Source organism: Kitasatospora sp. NPDC048722, assembly GCF_040650235.1.
Taxonomy (GTDB): domain Bacteria; phylum Actinomycetota; class Actinomycetes; order Streptomycetales; family Streptomycetaceae; genus Kitasatospora.
In genome coordinates this window covers 52,395-72,994 of record NZ_JBEZGX010000030.1, presented here as the reverse complement: position 1 = coordinate 72,994, position 20,600 = coordinate 52,395, and the positions used below count along the sequence as shown (strand labels likewise).

The following is a 20,600-nucleotide window of genomic DNA, read 5'->3' as shown; positions in this document are numbered from 1 at the left end:
CGCACGAGCCCCCTCGCTCCGGCACCGGGCAGGCGCACCCCGGCGGCCCCAACGGTCGGCGCGGGCACCGGGTCCGGGCCCGCCGCCGGGCGTTCCGGGCGGGCGGCCGCGTCCCCTCGGCTCGCTGCCGGAACGGTACCGGCCGCCACCGGGGCACCGGGGCGGTTTCGGTAAATCGGCGGACAAGTCGTGACGGCGGCGTGCAGATTGAGCCAGTGTTCCGTCGGGACCGCATCCTGAACCCGCCGGGGCCCGGCACCCGTTCGCGCACCCCCGCACCCCGGTTGTACGGATGTCGGTGTCGTTTGACAGGCTTGCCCCCGGACCGGACCGACCAGTCCGGCCGTCAGCGCGGACGAGGAGGCAGACGCATGACCACCGGTGAGCCGGCGGGCCCGCCCGTGCTGCGCCACCTCCGCGACAGCCTGCTGCCCGCCGTCGCCGCCGCGTTGTCGCTCAAGGGCGGCGAGGTGCACACCCTGGCCGGGGACAAGTCAGCCCGGCGCCCCGTCCTGCACCCGCTGGTCGGCGAGTTCCTGGACGGCCTGCCGATCGAGCTGCGCGAGCGCTTCACCGGCCGCTGCCCGGAGGCGGTGCTGCTGTCGCAGTACCTGGCCACGGTGGACGGCAAGCGCTCCAAGCGCGCCGCCCGCAAGCCGATGAGCCTGCACGAGGCCCGCAAGGCGCTCAAGGGCTCCCGGATGACCACCGTCCGGATCCGCGAGGAGGACGACCCGGCGCACGGCACCCACGCGCCGCCGTGCCGCTCGTGCGTCCCGATGCTGGAGCACTTCACCGTGCAGAGCGTCGCGGTCGGGCCGCCCGCCCGCTGACCGCCGGCCCGCGCCGACGCCCTCCGCCGGCGCGGTGCCGCGTCCCAGCCGCCGTCCTGTCCCCGAACCACCGGAGCCCGTCCTGAATCCGCCCAGCCCGCCCCCGCCCCCGCCGGCCACCCTGCCCGTGGGCTCCCCCGGGCGGACCCGCCCGCGCTTCCCCGCCGACGTCGCCGCCGAGCTCAAGGCGGCCGGCTGGCACCCCGGCCGCTGGGAGATCCGGCGGGCCGAGGAATGGGCCGACACCCTGGTGGGTTACGGCGAGCCGACCGGCGTTCCGCACACGGTGTTCCCGGCGGCGGTGGAGGCCTGGGCCGAGTTCGGCGGCCTCGCCTTCGACCTGTCCGGCGCGGGTCGCCAGCTGGCCCGCACGCCGTTCCTGATCGACCCGATGTGCGGGCTGCACCAGCCGCGCACCCTGGCCGACCTCGGCCGCGCGCTGGGCAGCAAGGTCGCGCCGCTCGGCGAGGAGGCGCACGGACAGGCCCTGTTGGCGGTCGACGAGGAGGGCCGCGTCTACAGCCTGGATCACACGGGAGAGTGGTTCCTCGGCCACGGGATCGACCAGGCGATCACGACCCTGGTCCTCGGTACCGCCCCGGAACGGCTGCGCACCGCGGACGAGTACTAGGGACGGGCACCGCTACCGCAGACGGCACCGCTACCGCAGCGGTTCGGCGCGGACGGCCAGCCGGGAGGGCAGCACCGCCTCCACCCGGAACCCGCCGTCCGCCTCCGGCCCGGCCGAGAAGGTGCCGCCGAGCGCGATCACCCGCTCGCGCATCCCGACCAGCCCGTTGCCCCCGCTCGGCAGCTTCGCCGCGCCGAGCTCGACGCCCGGGCAGGCGTTGACGACGCTGACCCGGACCCCGTTCGGCGCGTACGCGAGCAGGACGGACACGTCGGCGCCGCCGGCGTGCTTGTGCGCATTGGTCAGGCCCTCCTGGACCACCCGGTACGCGGTCTGCTCGGCCTCGCCGGTGAACTGCTGCCGGCTGCCGCTGACCGTCAGGGTGACCGCCATCCCGGCCGCCCGGGACTGGTCGACCAGCCGCGGCAGCGCGGCCAGCGAGTCCGGTTCGGCCGGGCGCTCGTCGTCCATCCGCAGCACGCCGAGGATCTCCCGCAGCTCGTTGAGCGCCTGCCGGCCGACCTCGCCCATCAGCTTGGCGCTCTGCGCGGCCTTCTGCGGGTCCTTCGCGGCGATCCGCTCCAGCGCCCCCGCGTGCACCACCATCAGCGAGACCCGGTGTGCGACCACGTCGTGCATCTCGCGGGCGATCCGCGTGCGCTCCTCCAGCCGGGCCCGGCGGGCGCGTTCCTGGGCCTGTTCGGCCAGCAGGTCCAGCTCGGTCTCCAGGCCGTGCGCGCGGTCCTTGAGCGACTCGATGAGCCGCCTGCGCGCACCCACGTAGAGGCCGGTCACCACCGGCGGGACGGTCAGGCCGACCGCCACCAGGACGGCCACCAGCACCTGCACCCAGAGCGGCGTCGGGTCCGGGGGGCCGTCGCGGCCGGGCAGGAGCATCGACACCAGCATGACGGTGACGGCCTCCGCGAAGGCCAGCGCCGACAGCGCGACCACCCGCCGGCGCCGCGAGGGCCACTCCCAGGTCGCGGCCAGCGTGTACAGGGCCACCACGAGCAGCACGACGCCGAGCATCCCCGGCATCGCCACCAGCGTCACCAGCACCGGCACGGCCGGCCAGCGCCGGCGCAGCACCAGCGAGCCGCCCGCCAGCGCGCCGAGCACGGCGATGCCGGCCGCGCCGGCGGCGCTCAGGTGCGCGCGGGCGGAGAGGAAGGCGATGGTGCTGAGCGAGCACTCCACCGCGGCCAGCAGCGCCAGCCCGATGTCGAGGAATGCGCTGCGCGGCCGTTCCCACCACCAGAACGACCGGACCGGCGCGCGCTCCCCAGGCGACTTGCTCATGCCCGACAGCCTAAGGCGCAACCCCGTCCCCTCCCCACCGGGATGGCCCCGGTAACTTCCCCAGACCTTGAAGTGGTCCAGACCACATGGCGGCCGCGGTGATCCTGTCCGCCATCCGGCCACCTCGCGGACACCGACCTCCCCGACACCTATGCTGGTCGCGTCGGACAGCGCGGTCCGCACGCGTCACACCTGCCACACGCGGGCGGACCTGTGACGATGAGCCGTTGCCGAACCCCACCACCACAGGGAGCCCAGCCGTGACCGCTCCGGTCCCCAACCCGGCCGACAGCCCCACCTCCGTCGCCGCCGCCGGCCCAGACGCAGACAACGCGGCCCTGCGCGCGGACATCCGCCGCCTCGGCGACCTGCTCGGCGAAACGCTGGTCCGTCAGGAGGGCCCCCAGCTACTGGGCCTGGTCGAACAGGTCCGCCTGCTCAGCCGCACGGACGGCGAGGCCACCGCCGAACTCCTCTCCGGCATCGACCTGGAGACCGCGGCGAAGCTCGTCCGCGCCTTCTCCACCTACTTCCACCTCGCCAACGTCACCGAGCAGGTGCACCGCGGCCGGGAGTTCGCCACCCGCCGCGCCCGGGAGGGCTCGCTGCTCGCGCAGACCGCCGACCAGCTCGCCGACGCCGACCCCAAGCACCTCCAGGACACCCTGGCCCACCTCGCGGTCCGTCCGGTCTTCACCGCGCACCCCACCGAGGCCGCCCGCCGCAGCGTCCTCAACAAGCTCCGCCGGATCGGCGAACTCCTCGACCGCATCCACCGCGAGCAGCTCAGCTCCGGCCTCGCCGCCGCCGGCCCGGCCCGCACCTCCAGCGCCAAGCGCTCCGCCGACCGCCGCCTGGCCGAGGTCATCGACCTGCTCTGGCAGACCGATGAGCTGCGCATCGCCCGCCCCGAGCCCACCGACGAGGCCCGCAACGCCGTCTACTACCTGGACGAGCTCTACCGCGAGGCCGTCCCCGAGGTCCTGGAGGAGCTGCAGGAGGAGCTCGCCCGGGTCGGCCTCAGCCTGCCCGACGGCGTCCGCCCGCTCACCTTCGGCACCTGGATCGGCGGCGACCGCGACGGCAACCCCAACGTCACCCCGCAGGTCACCTGGGACGTCCTCAACCTCCAGCACGAGTACGGCATCAAGGACGCGCTCGCCGCGATCGACGACCTGCGCAACACGCTCTCCACCTCCGAGCGGCTGGCCGGCGCCTCGGCCGAGCTGCTCGCCTCGCTCAACACCGACCTGCACCTGCTCCCCGAACTCAGCCCGCGCTACAAGCGGATGAACGCCGAGGAGCCCTACCGCCTCAAGGCCACCTGCATCCGGCTCAAGCTGGAGAACACCCGCGAGCGCCTGGCCGGCGGCACCCCGCACGTCGAGGGCCGCGACTACCTCGGCACCCGCGAACTCATCGCCGACCTGCGCCTGATCCAGGAGTCGCTGCGCGCCCACCGCGGCGAGCTCATCGCCGACGGGCGCCTCGCCCGCGCGATCCGCACCATCGAGGCCTTCGGCCTCCAGCTCGCCACCATGGACGTCCGCGAGCACGCCGAGGCCCACCACCACGCGCTCGGCCAGCTCTTCGACCGCCTCGGCGAGGAGGCCTGGCGCTACGCCGACATGCCCCGCGAGTACCGCCAGCGGCTGCTCGCCAAGGAGCTCCGCTCGCGCCGCCCGCTCGCCCCCACCCCGGCCCCGCTGGACGAGGCCGGCACCAAGACCCTCGGCGTCTTCAACACCATCCGCCAGGGCTTCGAGCGCTTCGGCGACGAGATCGTCGAGAGCTACATCATCTCCATGTGCCAGGGCGCCGACGACGTCTTCGCCGCCACCGTCCTGGCCCGCGAGGCCGGCCTGATCGACCTGCACGGCGGCATCGCGAAGATCGGCATCGTGCCGCTCCTGGAGACCACCGACGAGCTCCAGCAGGCCGACCGCATCCTCGACGAGATGCTCTCCGACCCCTCCTACCGGCTGCTCGTCTCGCTGCGCGGCGACGTCCAGGAGGTCATGCTCGGCTACTCCGACTCCTCCAAGTTCGGCGGCATCACCACCTCCCAGTGGGAGATCCACCGCGCCCAGCGCCGGCTGCGCGACGTCGCCCACCGCTACGGCATCCGGCTGCGCCTGTTCCACGGCCGCGGCGGCACCGTCGGCCGCGGCGGCGGCCCCTCGCACGAGGCCATCCTGGCCCAGCCGTGGGGCACCCTGGAGGGCGAGATCAAGGTCACCGAGCAGGGCGAGGTCATCTCCGACAAGTACCTGCTGCCCTCCCTCGCCCGGGAGAACCTCGAACTGACCATCTCCGCGACGCTCTCCGCCTCCGCGCTGCACACCGCCCCGCGCCAGGCCCCCGAGGAGCTGGCCCGCTGGGACGCCGCGATGGACCGGGTGTCCGAGGCCGCCCACACCGCCTACCGCGCCCTGGTCGAGCAGGAGGACCTGCCGAAGTACTTCTTCGCCTCGACCCCGGTCGACCAGCTCGCGTCCCTGCACCTGGGCTCCCGCCCGTCCCGCCGCCCCGACTCCGGCGCCGGCCTGGACGGACTGCGCGCCATCCCGTGGGTGTTCGGCTGGACCCAGTCCCGCCAGATCGTCCCCGGCTGGTACGGCGTCGGCTCCGGCCTCGCCGCCGCCCGCGCGGCCGGCCTCGGCGACGTGCTGGACGAGATGCACGGGCAGTGGCACTTCTTCCGCAACTTCCTGTCCAACGTCGCCATGACGCTGGCCAAGACCGACCTGCGGATCGCCCGCCACTACGTCGAGCAGCTGGTGCCGGCCGACCTCCAGCACGTCTTCGACCAGATCGTCGCCGAGCACGAGCTCACCCTGCGCGAGGTGCTGCGGCTCACCGGCGAGAGCGAACTGCTGGAGCACAACCCGGTGCTGAAGCAGACCTTCACCGTCCGCGACGCCTACCTCGACCCGATCTCCTACCTCCAGGTCGCGCTGCTGCGCCGCCAGCGCGAGGAGGTCGCGGCCGGACGCCAGGAGGACCCGCTGCGCGCCCGCGCGCTCCTGCTGACCGTCAACGGCATCGCCGCCGGCCTGCGCAACACCGGCTGACGGCAGACGCGTCGAAGGGGCCGGTGTCCACCCCGTCGGACACCGGCCCCTTCGCTCGCGCTCCGCTAACGGACCTCGACCACCAGGGAGCCGTACTTCGCCTTGATCTCCGGACCGGCGGACTCCCACTGCGGGGTGTCGACCACCAGCCCGGAGCCGTCGTTGGCGACCTGCGCGGCCAGCTGTACCCCCTTGTCCTGCCAGTACCCGCGATCGGAGTTGATCCGGTCCGCGAGCCGGCGCTGTTCGTCGAGCGATCCGGCCGCGTCGGTGAACCGCAGCTTCACCGCGGGCCAGTCGGCCAGCACCCGCGCCACGGCGGCATCGAGGTCACCGCTGCCCGGGACCCGCATCACGTAGAGGACGGCGCTCTGCGGGTCGTGGCAGACGCCGAAGTAGTGGTCCCGGTAGCCGTCCGACGCCATCCGGTCGACGGCCTCGGCCGCCCGCACCAGGTCGATCTGCACCGACTGGGCCGACGACAGCGGCGACGGCGAGCCCGACGCCGTCGGGGTGAACCGGATCGTCGGTGGCGGGACCGGCGGCCCGCTCGAAACCGGCCGCCCCGACGACGGGACGACGGACGACGGCGTGAACGAGGGCGGCGGCGCGGTCGGGTGGAAATGCATGCCCGGCGTCCGCAGCGAGGACGGCCCCGCGTTGCAGCCGAAGATCATCTCCTGCCCTCTGACCCAGGTCCGTCCGGCCGACGGCGACGCCGCTCCTCCCGCCGGCGCCCCGGCCGGTCCTCCGCCAACGCCCACGCCCTCCCCGGAGGACGTCCCCCCGCCGCCCAGCTGCGTCAGCGCCCCGGCACCGACGGCCAGCACCGCGACCGCCGTCACGCCCCGCACCGCGCCCTGCTGCCGCGCCCGCCTCCGCCCGGCCGCCTTGAGCGCGGCCAGCGGAGGGCTGCCGCCCACCGCCGCAGCCCGCAGCCCGAGCCGGCGGGCCAGCTCCTCCTCGAACCCGTCCTCAGCGCTCACGTCCCACCAACTCCTTAGCCGGTTCCAGTTCCTGCCGAAGCGTCCTGACCGCCCGCGCCAGGTGGGTCTTGACCGTCGCCACCGTGCAGCCCAGTTCCTCCGCCACCTGCGCCACCGGCAGGTCGACGTAGTACCGCAGCACCACCGCCGCGCGCTGGCGCCGCGGCAGTGCGCCCAGGGCCGCCGCCAACTCCTCGTCCCGCTCGGCCTCCTGGGCCGCCGGCCCGTCCGGCAGTGCGGAGGTCAGCACCTCGCGCCTGGTCCGGCGCCACCGCGAGACGTGTGTGCGGATCATCGTCCGGCGCACGTACCCCTCCGTCGCCGCCGGCTCCCGGATGGCCGACCGCTTGGCGTACACCCGCGCCAACGCGTCGTGCAGCAGGTCCCGGGCGTCGTGGACGTCGCCGGTGATCAGGAAGGCACTGCGCAGCAACGCCTGGTACCGCGCCGCGACGAACTCGTCGAACGGGTCCCCGTCGACGCCCCCCGGGCTCATCGATTCGCGCTTCATACCCACAGGACGCCCCGCCCGGCGGAAACGGATGACAAGCCGGCGCCCGGATTCCGGGCACGCGAAAGGGCCGGGGCCCACGTTGCGTGGACCCCGGCCCCGTGAGCCGTTCTTCCCCCTACTCGGGCGATCCGCCGGCGCGATGGCGCTTGAGCCACAGCGCGGCACCGCCGGCCACGACCACCAGGCCGCCGCCGACCGCCAGCAGTCCGGCGTCCGGCCCGACCGAATCGCCGAGCACCGGCGCGAACTGGGCCGCCGCAGGCTCCGGCGACGCCGCCTGGTCGGGCTCCGCCACCGGATCGGCGTGCGCCACGCCGCTGGACAGCAGCATCCCCGCCGCCCCCAGCGCACCGGCCGTTCCCATCCGCCGGCCGAACCGCCGCAACCGCATCACCCGGATCCGCCGCAGTCGGCGGACCGGACGCAATCTCCGCATCGAGCAACTCCCCAGGACCCGTTCGCGTATCGGGACCGACGCTATCCGATCGCGCACGGGGTTCTCACACCTATTCAGGTGTGGAACGTCAAGCGTTGTACGACTGTTGCCGACCCGGCGCGCCGCCTTGACCCCCGGTCACACCCTCAGGAGTTGTACGTCCCCTGCGCCCGCTCCAGGCCCTCCGACAGCAGGGCCTCCACCGCGTCCGCCGAGCGGTCGACGAACCACTCCAGTTCCTTGCGCTCGGTGGCGGAGAAGTCCTTGAGGACGAAGTCCGCGACCTCCATCCGGCCCGGCGGGCGGCCGATGCCGCAGCGGATCCGGTGGTAGTCGGGCCCGAGCGACTTGGTGATCGACTTCAGGCCGTTGTGCCCGTTGTCGCCGCCGCCGAGCTTGAGCCGCAGCGTCGCGTAGTCGATGTCCAGTTCGTCGTGGACCGCCACGATCCCGGCTGCCGGGACCTTGTAGAAGTCACGCAGCGCCGTCACCGGACCGCCGGACAGGTTCATGAACGACATCGGCTTGGCGAGCACGACCCGCTTGCCGACCAGCCGCCCTTCGGCCACCTGCGCCCGGCTCTTGTGCGCCTTGAACTTGGCGCCCATCCGCTGCGCCAGCAGGTCGACCACCATGAAGCCGATGTTGTGCCGGTTCCGGGCGTACTGCTCGCCCGGGTTCCCCAGCCCGACGACCAGCCACGGCCCCTCGTACGCCTCTTCCGCCATGTCTCCACTCCTCACCATCGCGCTCCACGCCATCTTCCCGGACGCACCGCTGCCCCGGCCGCTCCAGCGGGAGCGACCGGGGCAGCGGTCTCAAGCAGTCGTCAGCGCGAGGCTCAGGCCTCGGCGCCCTCGGCCTCGGCGGCCTCCTCGGCCGGGGCGGCCTGGGCGGCGATGACCTGCAGCACGACGGCGTCGGCGTCGACGGCCAGGGTGACGCCGGCCGGCAGGGCGATGTCCTTGGCGTGGACGGAGGCACCGGCCTCCAGGCCCTCGACCGAGACGGTGACGGCCTCGGGCAGGTGGGTGGCCTCAGCCTCGATCGGCAGGGCCTGCAGGACGTGCTCCAGCAGGTTGCCGCCCGGGGCCAGCTCGCCCTCGGTGTGGACCGGGATCTCGACGGTGACCTTCTCGCCGCGCTTCACGAGCAGCAGGTCGACGTGCTCGATGGTGCGCTTGATGGCCTCGCGCTGGACGGCCTTCGGCAGGACGTACTCGTCCTTGCCCTCGATCGGGACGACCAGCAGGGCGTTCGGGGTCTTGAGCGCCATCATCAGGTCGTGGCCGGGCAGGTTCAGGTGAACCGGGGCGTGGCCGTGGCCGTAGACGACACCGGGGACGAAACCGGCGCGGCGGGCGCGGCGGGCGGCACCCTTGCCGAACTCGGTACGGGTCTCAGCGGCAAGGCGGATCTCGGACACGACTGCACTCCTCGTGAAGAACGGCGCGGGGGTGCAGGCAACGCGAAAAACCGCCGGGACCACACCCTCAGTACGTTGGGGGTCACTCGGCGGCAACGACCTCTGCCAGGGTCCGGGGAACCGGCACCGGCAGCGCGTCGATCACGGAGCGGGCACCCTTCGAACGGGCACACGGCATCCCTCGCCGAGCAGTTTCACGAGTCTAACCGCACCTGCGCCCTCCCGCGAAATCGGCGGCGGCCCCGGCCCGTTCCGGACCGGGGCCGCCTGCGCGGGCCTTCGTCAGTGCACGCCCTCGAAGAGGCTCGTGACCGAACCCTCCTCGAACACCTCGCGGATCGCGGCGGCGATCGACGGGGCGATGGACAGCGTGGTGATCTTGTCCAGCTGGAGCTGGGCGGGGGTCGGCAGCGTGTTGGTGAACACGAACTCGCTGACCCGGGAGTTCTTCAGGCGGTCCGCGGCCGGGCCCGAGAGCACGCCGTGGGTGGCGGCGACCAGGACGTCCGCGGCACCGTTGTCGAACAGCGCGTCGGCGGCGGCGCAGATCGTGCCGGCGGTGTCGATCATGTCGTCGACCAGGACGCAGACCCGGCCCTTGACGTCACCGACGACCTCGGCCGACAGGATCGTGTTGGCCTGGGTCATGTCGCGGCGCTTGTGGATGATCGCCAGCGGCGCGTTCAGGCGGTCGCACCACTGGTCGGCCACCTTCACCCGGCCGGCGTCCGGCGAGACGATCGTCAGCTTGGAGCGGTCGACCCGCTCGCCCACGTAGTCGGCCAGCAGGGGCAGCGCGAACAGGTGGTCGACCGGGCCGTCGAAGAAGCCCTGGATCTGCGCGGTGTGCAGGTCCACGGCCATCAGGCGGTCGGCGCCGGCCTGGCGCAGCAGGTCGGCGACCAGGCGGGCCGAGATGGGCTCGCGGCCGAGGTGCTTCTTGTCCTGGCGGGCGTAGCCGTAGAACGGCAGGATCGCGGTGATGCTCTTGGCGGAGGCCCGCTTCAGAGCGTCGATCATGATCAGCTGCTCCATGATCCACTGGTTGATGGGAGCCGTGTGGCTCTGCATCACGAAGCAGTCCGCACCGCGCGCGGAGTCCAGGAAGCGGACGTAGATCTCGCCGTTGGCGAAGTCCAGGGCCTTGGTCGGGACCAGCTCGGTCCCCAGCGCCGCGGCCACCTCCTTCGCCAGCTCCGGGTGGGCACGGCCGGAGAAGAGCTTCAGTTTCTTCTCACCCGACGTCGTGATCCCGCTCACTGCACCGTCTCCTCGCGTTGCGGACGCTGAACCCCGACCATCCAACGCGAGCAGGCGCAGCCCGCACGCAAGATGGGTTCGGGGAATGTCGGTACGCCTGGACACGGGCGGTAAGCCCAGTGGCGCACGTATGTCCCCAAGGTTACGCGCCCGCGCAGAAACCGTCCGCCCCGGGACCGCCCCTCGGACGCCCGCGCGTCCCGTCAGGCCTCAGCCGCCCCGTCCGTCGCAACCTTCGCGGCCTGCGCCGATGCGGTCCCGGGGCGCTTGCGCTCCACCCAGCCCTCGATGTTGCGCTGCTGCGCCCGGCTCACGCCGAGCGCGCCCGGCGGGACGTCGGAGGTGATGACGGAGCCGGCCGCGGTGTAGGCGCCGTCACCGATCGTGACCGGTGCGATGAACATGTTGTCCGAGCCGGTCCGGCAGTGCGCGCCGATGACCGTGCGGTGCTTGTTGACGCCGTCGTAGTTCACCGTGACGGAGGCCGCGCCGACATTGGTGCCCTCGCCGATGGTGGCGTCGCCGATGTACGACAGGTGCGGCACCTTGGCGCCCTCGCCGAGCTCGGAGTTCTTGACCTCGACGTAGGTGCCGACCTTCGCCTTGCGGAGCAGCTTCGCGCCCGGGCGCAGGTAGGCGTACGGGCCGGCGCTGGCCAGCTCGCCCACCTCGGCACGGTCGGCCGTGGTGTTGCTCACAACGGCGCCGGCGCCGACCCGGGTGTCCCGCAGGGTCGAGTTCGGACCGACCTCGCAGCCCTCGCCGAGGTGGGTGGCGCCCTGCAGCTGGGTGTTCGGCAGCACGACGGCGTCCGCCTCGTACGTCACCTGGACGTCGATCCAGGTCGTCGCCGGGTCGACCACGGTGACGCCCTCGCGCATCGCGCGCTCCAGCAGGCGGTCGTTGAGCAGGCGGCGGGCCTGGGCGAGCTGCACGCGGTCGTTGATGCCGAGGATGTCCCGGGGGTCCTCGGCCACGACGGCGCCGACGCGGTGCCCGGCCTCGCGCAGGATCCGCAGGGTGTCGGTCAGGTACTCCTCGCCCTGCGAGTTGTCCGTGGTCAGCTCGGCCAGCGCGGCGGTCAGCAGCTTGGCGTCGAAGGCGAAGACCCCGGAGTTGATCTCGGTGATCAGGCGCTGGGTGTCGGTGGCGTCCTTCTCCTCGACGATCGCGGCCACCGAGCGGTCCTCGTCGCGCAGGATCCGGCCGTAGCCGAACGGCTCGGGCACGACGGCGGTCAGCACGGTGACGCCGTTCTCCTGCTCGGCGTGCGCCCTGGCCAGGCGCCGCAGCGTCGCCCCGGTCAGCAGCGGCGAGTCGCCGGCGGTGATGATCACGGTGCCGTCCAGCACCACGCCGTCGGCGGCGAGCGCCTCCAGCGCCGTGCGCACCGCGTGGCCGGTGCCGTTCTGCTCGTGCTGGACGACCGGGCGGGCGGCCGGGTAGAGCGCCGCGAGGTGCTCCTCGACCTGCTCCCGCTGGTGGCCGACGACGACGACCAGCTGCCCCGGCGTCAACTCCTGCGCCGCCGAGACGGCGTGACCGACCAGTGTCCGTCCGCACACCTCGTGCAGCACCTTGGGCAGCTTGTTCGACTTCATCCGTGTCCCGCCACCGGCGGCAAGAACGACAACGGCGGCAAGCGAATTGGCACCCATGCGGGGAGGCTCCTCGGTCGGTTCACAGAGAGGGCAGAGCGGCCAGGGGCGAGGATCCGCACATAAGCCCTGGCGGTTCGAGGATAGTGCGAGGAAAGTGACCGAAAAGCCACCCCCTGGCCCGCCGCAATACCGGGCCGGGGCCACTCAGATTGCTCCCGGAGGAGGATTCGAACCCCCATAAGCTGGACCAAAACCAGCTGTCCTGCCCTTAGACGATCCGGGACCGGCACGCCGGCCCGAAGGTCGCCGGAGGCGCGCTGGGGCAAGACTACGGGGAATGCGGCTCCACATCTACCTCCATGGGCCGACCCGCGCCCGCCGGCGCACGGTCCGCCTCCGGCGCGCGTGACGCTCCGCCGCACGGGCGGCGGTTCATCCATCCAGTCGGGTGAATTCACTCAAACGCCGGGCGGCGGTGTGTTCCCTTCGCCGCGGAGCGCAACCTACGATGCCGTAGGTTACGGCACCGTAGCCTTCCCACCCCGCCCGCCGAGGGCCCCCGCCGAGGGACGAGAACATGACCATCCAGGCCGGTGAGGCGCGCGCCGGTTCCGCCGCGCCGCCCAGCGACTCCTCCGAACCGTCCCCCGCGATGCTGCCCGCCACCCGTGGCGGGGAGCGCCAGGGCCTCGCCGAGCGCCTCGCGCTCGCCCTCTTCATCGTCGTGCCGTTCGCGGCCCTGCTGGCGGCCGTCCCGGTCGCCTGGGGCCGGGGCCTCGGCTGGACGGACGTGGCGGTCACCGTCGCCATGTACTTCCTCACCTGCCACGGCATCACCGTCGGCTACCACCGCTACTTCACCCACGGCGCCTTCAAGGCCGGCCGCCGGATGCGCCTCGCCCTCGCCGTCGCGGGCAGCCTCGCCGTCGAGGGCCCGCTGGTGCGCTGGGTGGCCGACCACCGCAAGCACCACCGCTTCAGCGACAAGGACGGCGACCCGCACTCGCCGTGGCGCTACGGGGAGAGCCTGCCTGCGCTGCTGAAGGGCCTGTGGTGGGCACACATGGGCTGGATGTTCGACGAGGAGCAGACCCCGCAGGCCAAGTACGCGCCGGACCTCGTCAACGACCCGGCGCTGCGGCGGATCTCCCGGCTGTTCTGGCTCTGGACGTCGATCTCCCTGCTGCTGCCCCCGCTGGTCGGCGGGCTGGTGACGCTGTCCTGGCAGGGCGCGCTGTCCGCTTTCTTCTGGGGCTCGCTGGTCCGGGTCGCACTGCTGCACCACGTGACCTGGTCGATCAACTCGATCTGCCACGCCGTCGGCCGCCGCCCGTTCCGCTCCCGGGACCGCTCGGGCAACGTCTGGTGGCTGGCCGTCCTCTCCTGCGGCGAGTCCTGGCACAACCTGCACCACGCCGACCCGACCTCCGCCCGGCACGGCGTCCTGCGCGGACAGATCGACTCCTCGGCCCGACTGATCCGCTGGTTCGAGCTGGCCGGCTGGGTCCGGGACGTCCGCTGGCCGGACGCGCAGCGGATCGCCGCCCGCCGCGCCGCATGAGGGCGCGCTTCCAGCATGATGTAGGGGTGAACGGGAGCAGCGCAGACAGCACAGGCGGTCACGACGGAACGCGGACGGACGCGGCGCCCGGAGCGGCGCAGGCCCGTCCGCGTGCCGCTGCCCCGGTGGAGGGGGCCGCGCCCCGGGGTGCGGCAGCGCCGGGGCCGCGCCGCCGCGGCGGGCGGGTGCGGATGACCGGCAAGCAGCGGCGCGAGCAGTTGCTGGAGATCGGCCGGACGGTCTTCGCGGAGCGCGGCTACGACGGCACGTCGGTGGAGGAGATCGCCGAGCGGGCCGGGGTGTCGAAGCCGGTGGTGTACGAGCACTTCGGCGGCAAGGAGGGGCTGTACGCGGTGGTGGTGGACCGCGAGATGCAGCTCCTGCTGGACATGGTCACCGGGGCGCTGACCGGCGGGCACTCGCGCGAGCTCCTGGAGCAGGCCGCGTTCGCGCTGATGGACTACATCGACACCTCGACGGACGGCTTCCGGATCCTCGTCCGGGACTCGCCGGTGGCCCAGTCGACGGGCACCTTCGCCTCGCTGATCAGCGACATCGCGACGCAGGTGGAGGACATCCTCGGGCTCGAGTTCAAGTCCCGCGGGTTCGACCCGCGACTGGCCCCGATGTACTCGCAGATGCTGGTCGGGATGGTCGCGCTGACCGGGCAGTGGTGGCTCGAGGTCCGCAAGCCGGACAAGGCTCAGGTCGCGGCGCACCTGGTGAACCTGGCCTGGCACGGGCTGGAGGGCCTGGAGCGGCACCCGAACCTGGTCGGCGAGCGCAAGCTCTGACCTGCCGCGCCGACCGGGTTCCGCCTGCCCGCCCGCCTACCGCCTCGTCGCGACCGCGAAGATCCGCCGGAACGGGAAGACCGTGCCGTGCGGCCCGGCCGGGTAGGCCTCGCGCAGGAGCGCCCCGTACTCGGCGAGGAAGGCGGCCCGCCGCTCCGGGTCGGCGAGCCGGCCGAGCACGGGCCGCAGGGCGGTGCCCTTGACCCACTCCAGGACGGGATCCGGGCCGGTCAGCAGCGTGCTGTAGGTGGTCTCCCAGACGTCGGCGGCGCAGCCGGCCCCGGCGAGTACGTCGAGGTACCGCCCGGGCTCGTGGACGCCGCTGCGGGTGGCGTCGTCGCCCAGGACGTCGGCCCAGCGCGGACTGCGGCGCAGCCCGGCGAGCAGCGTGTGGCTGGGCGCGTCGAAGTTGCCGGGCACCTGGAAGGCGATGACGCCGCCCGGCCTGAGCGCCTCGGCCCAGCGCGGCAGCAGCGCCAGGTGGCCGTCGGTCCGTTCCTCCTCGCCCGCCTGCGGCCAGGAGGAACCCTGTCGGGGCCGGCGCTTCTCCACGTTGATCCATTGCAGGGCCGCGTTGGAGACGATCAGGTCGGGCCTGGCCGGGGCCGGGTCGTACTCCGCGGCGTCGGCGAGGACGTACGCGGCGCTCGGCTCGCCCTGCGTACGGGCGGCCTCCAGCATCGGGGCGGAGTTGTCGACGCCGGTGATCCGGGCCTGCGGCCAGCGCTCGCGCACGACGGCGGTGGAGTTGCCGGGCCCGCAGCCGATGTCCAGGATCGTCGCGGCGGGCTCGTGCGGCAGGGCGGGGACGCGGGCGAGCAGATCACGCAGCGGACGCGTCCGTTCGTCGGCGAAGCGCAGGTACTGGGCCGGGTCCCAGGTGGGAGCGGGCATGGCACACCTCGAAAGTATCTCGACATCAAGATATCCGCTTTTAGCCTCGCTGGCACATTTCTCGATGTCAAGAGACTTCACATCGACACATCCACCGATACACTGATCGTCATGGAGGACGAGGTCGACAGGCTGGTCGCAGCATGGCGCCGGGAGCGCCCCGACCTCGACGTGGAGCCGCTCGAGGTGCTCAGCCGGGTCAGCCGGCTCGCCCGGCACCTGGACCGTGCGCGCCGCACCGCCTTCGCCGAGCACGGCCTGGAGCCCTGGGAGTTCGACGTCCTGACGGCCCTGCGGCGCGCCGGCTCCCCCTACCAGCTCTCCCCCGGGCAGCTGCTCACCCAGACCCTCGTCACGTCCGGCACCATGACCAACCGGATCGACCGGCTCACCGGCAAGGGCCTGGTCAAGCGCCTGCCCGACCCGGACGACCGCCGCGGCGTCCTGGTCCGCCTGACCGACGACGGCCGCGACCGCGCCGACCAGGCCCTCGCCGGACTGCTCGCCCACGAGCGCGAACTCCTCGCCCAGCTCACCGCCGCCCAGCAGGGCGAACTGGCCGGCCTGCTACGGCTGCTGGTCGCCCCCTTCGACAACATCCCGGGCTGACCGGCCGGTCGGACCGCCCCGGCCCCGGCCAGGCTCAGCTGGTGGAGGCGACGGGCGGCGGCGCGGCGGGCTCCGCGGGGCTGACTCCCGCCCTGCGGGCGACCGCGACGGCGGCCAGGGTCGAGTGCACGCCGAGCTTCCCGAGCACGTTCTGCATGTGCGTGCGGACGGTGTGCGGGGACAGGTAGAGCCGCTCCGCGACCGCCTGCCGGCCCAGGCCCGCGACCATGCAGCGCAGGATCTGCTTCTCGCGCGGGGTGAGCGTGTCCACCAGGCGCTCGCTCTCGGTGCGGTCGCGCCGGGCGGTGGTCAGCTCCCGGATCACCCCCGTGAGCAGCGCCGGCGGCAGGTGCGTCTCGTCGCGCAGCACGCCGCGCACGACGGCGAGCAGCCGCGCGAGCGAACTCTCCTTCGCCACCCAGCCGGTGGCGCCCGCGTGCAGGGCCCGGGCGGCGCGGTGCGGGTCGTCGGCGGTGGCCAGGACGATCGCGCGCAGCCCCGGGTGGCTGCGGCGGACCCTGCCGAGCAGCGTGATCCCGTCCGGCGGCGGGGCGACCGGCCGCAGCTGGTCGGTGCGCACGTGCTCGGTGCGGACGTGCTCGGCGCGCTGGGGATCGGGCCGCAGCGGATCCGCCGAGCGCCCGCCCGGGCCCGTCGGCGGCACGGCCGGGCGGCGCGGCGCCACCACGGGGGGCGGGCGCCGGCGGCCCGGGTCCAGCGGCTCGGGTCCCGCGCGAACGGGCTTGCGCGGGCCCGGCGGCACGGCCGCCTCGGAGCCCAGGTCGGCGTCGATCAGGACGACGTCGAAGGCCCGGCCCTCGACGGCGGCGCGCTCCAGGGCGCGCTCGGCGGCGGCCGCGCTGCCCGCCGCGCCCACCTCGACGTCGGGCTCGGCGGCGAGCGCCGCGGCCAGGGCCTCGGCGAAGATCCGGTGGTCGTCGACCACCAGGACGCGGATCCGCCCCATCGTCACTACCCCCCTGCTCAGACCGGCCCGAGCCCGGGGCGGGGACCGGCCCCGGCGCCCGCGGATGCGGCACTCCGTTCCGCCCGCCCACCGGTGGCCGGCGGGGCCGGACGCGCGCCGCCCCCAACCGGTACCGCATTCAGCGTACGGGCCTGGGGACGCGCTCGTGGCGGTTTGGTGAAGTTCCGTCAGGAGGTGCGCACGTGAATGGATTCGATCCGTCCGCGCCGTCTTCCGACCGGTGTCGCGGGCGCGTGCCGGAGAAGCGCCGAGGCGCCGCCCCGGGAGGCCGGGGCGGCGCCTGCGGTTCGGTCGGGCCCAGCCGGATTACAGGCCGTTCTTCTCCAGCGTGAACTTCCAGGCGTCGGCGACGATGTCGTCCAGGTTCGGACGGCGCGGCGTCCAGCCGAGGGCGTCGTGGGCGCGCTCGGCGGAGGCCACCAGCACCGCCGGGTCGCCGGCGCGGCGCCCGGAGACCTGCACCGGGATCTCGCGGCCGGTGACGCGCTTGACCGACTCGATCACCTCGCGCACCGAGAAGCCGCTGCCGTTGCCCAGGTTGCAGATCAGGTGCTCGCCCGGCTTGGCGGCGTCCAGCGCCAGCAGGTGCGCGTCGGCCAGGTCGGCGACGTGGATGTAGTCGCGGATGCAGGTGCCGTCCGGGGTCGGGTAGTCGTCGCCGTACACCGCGATGTGCGGGCGCTGGCCCAGCGCGGCCTGGAAGACCAGCGGGATCAGGTGCGACTCGGGGTCGTGCCGCTCGCCGTAGGCGCCGTAGGCGCCGGCCACGTTGAAGTAGCGCAGCGACACGGCGGCCAGGCCGTGGGCGACGGCCTCGCTGGTGATCAGGTGGTCGACGGCGAGCTTGGTGGCGCCGTAGGTGTTGGTCGGCGCGGTGCGGGCGGTCTCGGCGATCGGCACGACCTCCGGCTCACCGTAGGTGGCGGCGGTCGAGGAGAACACCAGCTTGCGCACGCCGGCCTCGCGCATCGCGCCGACCAGCTCCAGCGAGCCGGCCACGTTGTTGCGCCAGTACTTCTCCGGGTCCGCGACCGACTCGCCGACCTGCGAGGAGGCGGCGAAGTGCAGCACGCCGTCGAAGGAGCCGTCCAGCACCTTGCCGGCCTCCTGGATCCGGCCCTCGACGAACTCGGCACCGGCCGGCACGCCCTCGCGGAAACCCGTCGAGAGGTCGTCCAGGACGGTCACCTGGTGCCCCGCCTCCAGCAGGTGGGCGGCCACCACACTGCCGACGTAGCCGGCGCCACCCGTGACCAGGTACTTACTCATGATGAGACCTCCAGCGGGCGATGGGCCGCCGGATCGGCGGCGCCATCGGAAACGTGCGAACGACTGGCGCCTATTCTCCCTGCCCTCCGGGGGTGCTCCGGACCACGGTCCGCGGTCTCCGCGACCGCTCTCCGCAGCTCCCTCCGGTGACCTCCATCGCCCTCCGTCGCCGTCAGTCGGAGGCCATCCGCTCCAGCAGACCGGTCCTCGCGGCCACCGCCGCCGCCTCCAGCCGGGTCCGCGCGCCCAGCTTCATCAGCACCCGCTGGACGTGCGTCCGGGCCGTGCTCGCGGCGATCCGCATCCCGGCGGCGATCGCCGCGGTGTCCTCGCCGTCCGCGATCCGGGCCAGCACCTGCACCTCACGGCGGGTCAGCAGGCGCAGCAGCCGGACGGCTTCGTCGTCCGGTTCGGCGGCCGGCCGCAGCAGCTGGTCGAAGGCCCCCCGCAGCACGTCCACGGCCACCGCCGCCTCGCCCGCCCGGGCCCGCCCGATCGCCCGCTCGACCACTTCGATCCGCTCGTCGCTCGGCACGTAGCCCGCCGCCCCGGCCGCGAACGCCCCGGCCACACCGCGCAGTTCACCCACCGGGCCGAGCACGATGACGGCCACCTCGGGCCGCTCCCGGCGGATCCGGCGCAGCCCGTCGAACGCGCCCGGCTCGGCCGGCGCGGCCACGCCGAGCAGGCACACCTCGGGCCTGCGCCCGGCCACCAGGTCGGCGGCCACGCCCGCCGGCGTGCCGACCGCGAGCACCCGGTGACCGCGCAGCTGGAGCGCGGTCGCGAGTGCCTCGGCCAGCAGCCGGTGGTCGTCGACCACCACGAGTCGAACGCCCATGACGCCCTCCCGGTCGGGGTCCGGCTCGCGCCCGCTCCCCACGGGCGGGCGGCCGATGACGCACCATCACAGCGCATTCCGTACCCGACTCGCTAGGCCACCGCGTGTCGGCGGCCCGGCCGTGCCGGGAACGCGAAAGACCCCCGCCTTCAGGCGAGGGTCTTCGAGTGGAGCCCCCATGCGGAATCGAACCGCAGACCTTCTCCTTACCATGGAGACGCTCTACCGACTGAGCTATAGGGGCTTGCCGGACGTTTCCGCCGGGCCGGTCGAACAAGGAAGACATTACACGGCCGTCGGCCCGGAAGGGAAATCGGCTCCGACCCGCCCCCTCCACCGCCTTCCGTCGCCCTCAGGCCCCGGCGTGCGCCGCATCGAACACCTCGCGGGCCGCGAGCATCTGCTTGGCGCGCCGCTCCGTCCAGCGGCCGAGCGGGGAGACCAGTTCGGCCAGCTCCCGGCCGAGCGGCAGCAGGTCGTAGACGACGCGCGGCGGCGTCTCCGGGTGGACCGTGCGGCGCACCAGGCCGTCGCGCTCCAGCGTGCGCAGCGACTGGGTGAGCATCTTGCGGCTGACCCCGCCGATCCCCCGCTGGAGTTCGGAGAACCGCTGCGGCCCGCAGAGGGCCAGGCTCATCAGGATCAGCAGCGACCACTTGTCGGCCAGCTCGGCGAACATCTCGCGACTGGGACAGAGCTGGGCGAAGACGTCGTGCTCCAGCTCCTCCCGCTGCTCGTGCTCCTGGGAGTCCCGGGGCCCCTGGGACTCCTGGTGCCACCCGATGCCGGCGCGGGCCGTTTCCTCCGTCGTCATGACACCAAGGGTAGCCCTGCCGGTCTCCAATCCACCCTTGGTAACCATTGGAGACTTGGTCTATATTGGAGACCGAGCGAGCTCCGGCCCGCCGTCCCCCTCTTTCTTCGCCCCCGGGCCACCGCCGCCCGTACAGGAGTTCCCCCATGACCGCCATCCGCCCCACCGTCGCCATCGCCTTCCACTCCGGCTACGGCCACACCGCCGTCATCGCCGAAGCCGTCGCCCGCGGTGCCGCCGCCGGTGGTGCCGAGGTCGTCTCGATCGCCGTCGACACCATCACCGACGAGCAGTGGGCCCAGCTCGACGCCGCCGACGCGATCGTCTTCGGCTCCCCCACCTACATGGGCACCGCGTCCGGCGCCTTCCACGTCTTCGCCGAGGCCACCAGCAAGCGCTGGTTCGGCGACGTCTGGCAGGACAAGGTCGCGGCCGGCTTCACCAACTCCGCCTCCAAGAGCGGCGACAAGGCCGGCACCCTCGGCTACTTCCAGACCCTCGCCGCCCAGCACGGCATGAACTGGGTCAACCTGGGCCTCAAGCCCGGCTGGAACGCCACCACCGCCAGCGAGAACGACCTCAACCGCCTCGGCTTCTTCAGCGGCGCCGCCGCCTCCTCGCCGGCCGACGCCGGCGCCGAGGCCGTCCACAAGGCCGACATCGCGACCGCCGAGCACCTCGGCGAGCGCGTCGCCAAGCACACCGCGGTGGTCCTGGCCGGCCGCGCCGCCCTGGCCGGCTGACCGCACCGCACCGCCCGCAACGCC

Annotated in this window: 20 protein-coding genes and 2 tRNA genes; 7 read left to right on the top strand and 15 right to left on the bottom strand. The window is 73.4% G+C overall.

What is annotated here, in order from left to right; translation table 11 throughout:
* Window positions 1-371: 371 nt before the first annotated feature.
* The gene (locus AB0C76_RS22500) at window positions 372-833 is read left to right on the top strand and encodes a YwqJ-related putative deaminase (protein ID WP_359968156.1); all 462 of its coding nucleotides are present in this window, start codon (window positions 372-374) and stop codon (window positions 831-833) included.
* Window positions 834-960: 127 nt separating this feature from the next.
* Window positions 961-1,464, top strand: coding sequence for an SUKH-3 domain-containing protein (locus AB0C76_RS22495; RefSeq protein WP_359968153.1), 504 nt, complete (start codon window positions 961-963; stop codon window positions 1,462-1,464).
* 30 nt (window positions 1,465-1,494) lie between these two features.
* Here AB0C76_RS22495 and AB0C76_RS22490 read toward each other — a convergent pair whose 3' ends face one another.
* A complete protein-coding gene (locus AB0C76_RS22490; protein WP_359968151.1) occupies window positions 1,495-2,766 on the bottom strand; it encodes a histidine kinase in 1,272 nt (423 codons plus the stop codon).
* A 338-nt stretch (window positions 2,767-3,104) separates the two neighbouring features.
* On the opposite strand from AB0C76_RS22490, the gene ppc reads away from it, so the two are divergent.
* Window positions 3,105-5,840, top strand: a complete 2,736-nt coding sequence (gene ppc, locus AB0C76_RS22485; RefSeq protein ID WP_359968217.1) for a phosphoenolpyruvate carboxylase — start codon at window positions 3,105-3,107, stop codon at window positions 5,838-5,840.
* 65 nt (window positions 5,841-5,905) lie between these two features.
* Here ppc and AB0C76_RS22480 read toward each other — a convergent pair whose 3' ends face one another.
* The 8 genes from AB0C76_RS22480 to AB0C76_RS22445 all read right to left on the bottom strand — a co-directional run bounded on the left by AB0C76_RS22480 (window position 5,906) and on the right by AB0C76_RS22445 (window position 12,346).
* Entirely contained in the window at window positions 5,906-6,826 is a 921-nt protein-coding gene (locus tag AB0C76_RS22480; RefSeq protein WP_359968148.1) for a hypothetical protein, read from the bottom strand.
* On the bottom strand, window positions 6,816-7,337 hold the full coding sequence (locus AB0C76_RS22475; RefSeq protein WP_359968145.1) for a SigE family RNA polymerase sigma factor: 522 nt from the start codon (window positions 7,335-7,337) through the stop codon (window positions 6,816-6,818). Before AB0C76_RS22475 ends, AB0C76_RS22480 begins: the two co-directional genes overlap by 11 nt.
* A 118-nt stretch (window positions 7,338-7,455) precedes the next feature.
* Complete coding sequence (locus tag AB0C76_RS22470) at window positions 7,456-7,776, bottom strand: hypothetical protein (RefSeq protein ID WP_359968143.1); 321 nt, start codon at window positions 7,774-7,776, stop codon at window positions 7,456-7,458.
* 146 nt (window positions 7,777-7,922) lie between these two features.
* Window positions 7,923-8,504 carry an aminoacyl-tRNA hydrolase gene (gene pth, locus AB0C76_RS22465; protein WP_359968140.1) on the bottom strand — a complete coding sequence of 194 codons (582 nt, stop codon included), beginning with the start codon at window positions 8,502-8,504 and terminating at the stop codon, window positions 7,923-7,925.
* 113 nt (window positions 8,505-8,617) lie between these two features.
* Window positions 8,618-9,202 (bottom strand): 50S ribosomal protein L25/general stress protein Ctc, encoded by a 585-nt coding sequence (locus AB0C76_RS22460; RefSeq protein ID WP_359968137.1) that lies wholly within the window; start codon window positions 9,200-9,202, stop codon window positions 8,618-8,620.
* A 282-nt stretch (window positions 9,203-9,484) separates the two neighbouring features.
* On the bottom strand, window positions 9,485-10,462 hold the full coding sequence (locus AB0C76_RS22455) for a ribose-phosphate diphosphokinase (protein WP_359968135.1): 978 nt from the start codon (window positions 10,460-10,462) through the stop codon (window positions 9,485-9,487).
* Between the two features lie 203 nt (window positions 10,463-10,665).
* Window positions 10,666-12,120, bottom strand: coding sequence for a bifunctional UDP-N-acetylglucosamine diphosphorylase/glucosamine-1-phosphate N-acetyltransferase GlmU (glmU, locus tag AB0C76_RS22450; RefSeq protein WP_359968132.1), 1,455 nt, complete (start codon window positions 12,118-12,120; stop codon window positions 10,666-10,668).
* 155 nt (window positions 12,121-12,275) lie between these two features.
* Window positions 12,276-12,346: transfer RNA gene (locus AB0C76_RS22445), tRNA-Gln, on the bottom strand.
* Window positions 12,347-12,715: 369 nt separating this feature from the next.
* On the opposite strand from AB0C76_RS22445, the gene AB0C76_RS22440 reads away from it, so the two are divergent.
* Window positions 12,716-13,624, top strand: a complete 909-nt coding sequence (locus AB0C76_RS22440; protein WP_359968214.1) for an acyl-CoA desaturase — start codon at window positions 12,716-12,718, stop codon at window positions 13,622-13,624.
* Between the two features lie 191 nt (window positions 13,625-13,815).
* Complete coding sequence (locus tag AB0C76_RS22435) at window positions 13,816-14,418, top strand: TetR/AcrR family transcriptional regulator (RefSeq protein ID WP_359968129.1); 603 nt, start codon at window positions 13,816-13,818, stop codon at window positions 14,416-14,418.
* 36 nt (window positions 14,419-14,454) lie between these two features.
* Here the strand turns inward: AB0C76_RS22435 and AB0C76_RS22430 are convergent, their stop codons facing one another.
* Window positions 14,455-15,312, bottom strand: coding sequence for a methyltransferase domain-containing protein (locus tag AB0C76_RS22430; protein WP_359968127.1), 858 nt, complete (start codon window positions 15,310-15,312; stop codon window positions 14,455-14,457).
* A 111-nt stretch (window positions 15,313-15,423) separates the two neighbouring features.
* On the opposite strand from AB0C76_RS22430, the gene AB0C76_RS22425 reads away from it, so the two are divergent.
* Window positions 15,424-15,921, top strand: coding sequence for a MarR family transcriptional regulator (locus tag AB0C76_RS22425; protein ID WP_359968124.1), 498 nt, complete (start codon window positions 15,424-15,426; stop codon window positions 15,919-15,921).
* 34 nt (window positions 15,922-15,955) lie between these two features.
* Here AB0C76_RS22425 and AB0C76_RS22420 read toward each other — a convergent pair whose 3' ends face one another.
* From AB0C76_RS22420 to AB0C76_RS22400, 5 genes are all read right to left on the bottom strand, one after another.
* Window positions 15,956-16,888 carry a response regulator transcription factor gene (locus AB0C76_RS22420; RefSeq protein ID WP_359968122.1) on the bottom strand — a complete coding sequence of 311 codons (933 nt, stop codon included), beginning with the start codon at window positions 16,886-16,888 and terminating at the stop codon, window positions 15,956-15,958.
* Between the two features lie 327 nt (window positions 16,889-17,215).
* On the bottom strand, window positions 17,216-18,178 hold the full coding sequence (gene galE / locus AB0C76_RS22415) for a UDP-glucose 4-epimerase GalE (RefSeq protein ID WP_359968119.1): 963 nt from the start codon (window positions 18,176-18,178) through the stop codon (window positions 17,216-17,218).
* Between the two features lie 172 nt (window positions 18,179-18,350).
* The gene (locus AB0C76_RS22410; protein WP_359968116.1) at window positions 18,351-19,019 is read right to left on the bottom strand and encodes a LuxR C-terminal-related transcriptional regulator; all 669 of its coding nucleotides are present in this window, start codon (window positions 19,017-19,019) and stop codon (window positions 18,351-18,353) included.
* A gap of 168 nt (window positions 19,020-19,187) precedes the next feature.
* Window positions 19,188-19,263: transfer RNA gene (locus AB0C76_RS22405), tRNA-Thr, on the bottom strand.
* Between the two features lie 108 nt (window positions 19,264-19,371).
* A complete protein-coding gene (locus tag AB0C76_RS22400; RefSeq protein ID WP_359968114.1) occupies window positions 19,372-19,833 on the bottom strand; it encodes a helix-turn-helix domain-containing protein in 462 nt (153 codons plus the stop codon).
* Between the two features lie 146 nt (window positions 19,834-19,979).
* On the opposite strand from AB0C76_RS22400, the gene AB0C76_RS22395 reads away from it, so the two are divergent.
* Window positions 19,980-20,576: a flavodoxin family protein gene (locus AB0C76_RS22395; RefSeq protein ID WP_359968111.1), complete on the top strand. Its 597-nt coding sequence runs from the start codon at window positions 19,980-19,982 to the stop codon at window positions 20,574-20,576.
* Window positions 20,577-20,600 lie beyond the last annotated feature (24 nt).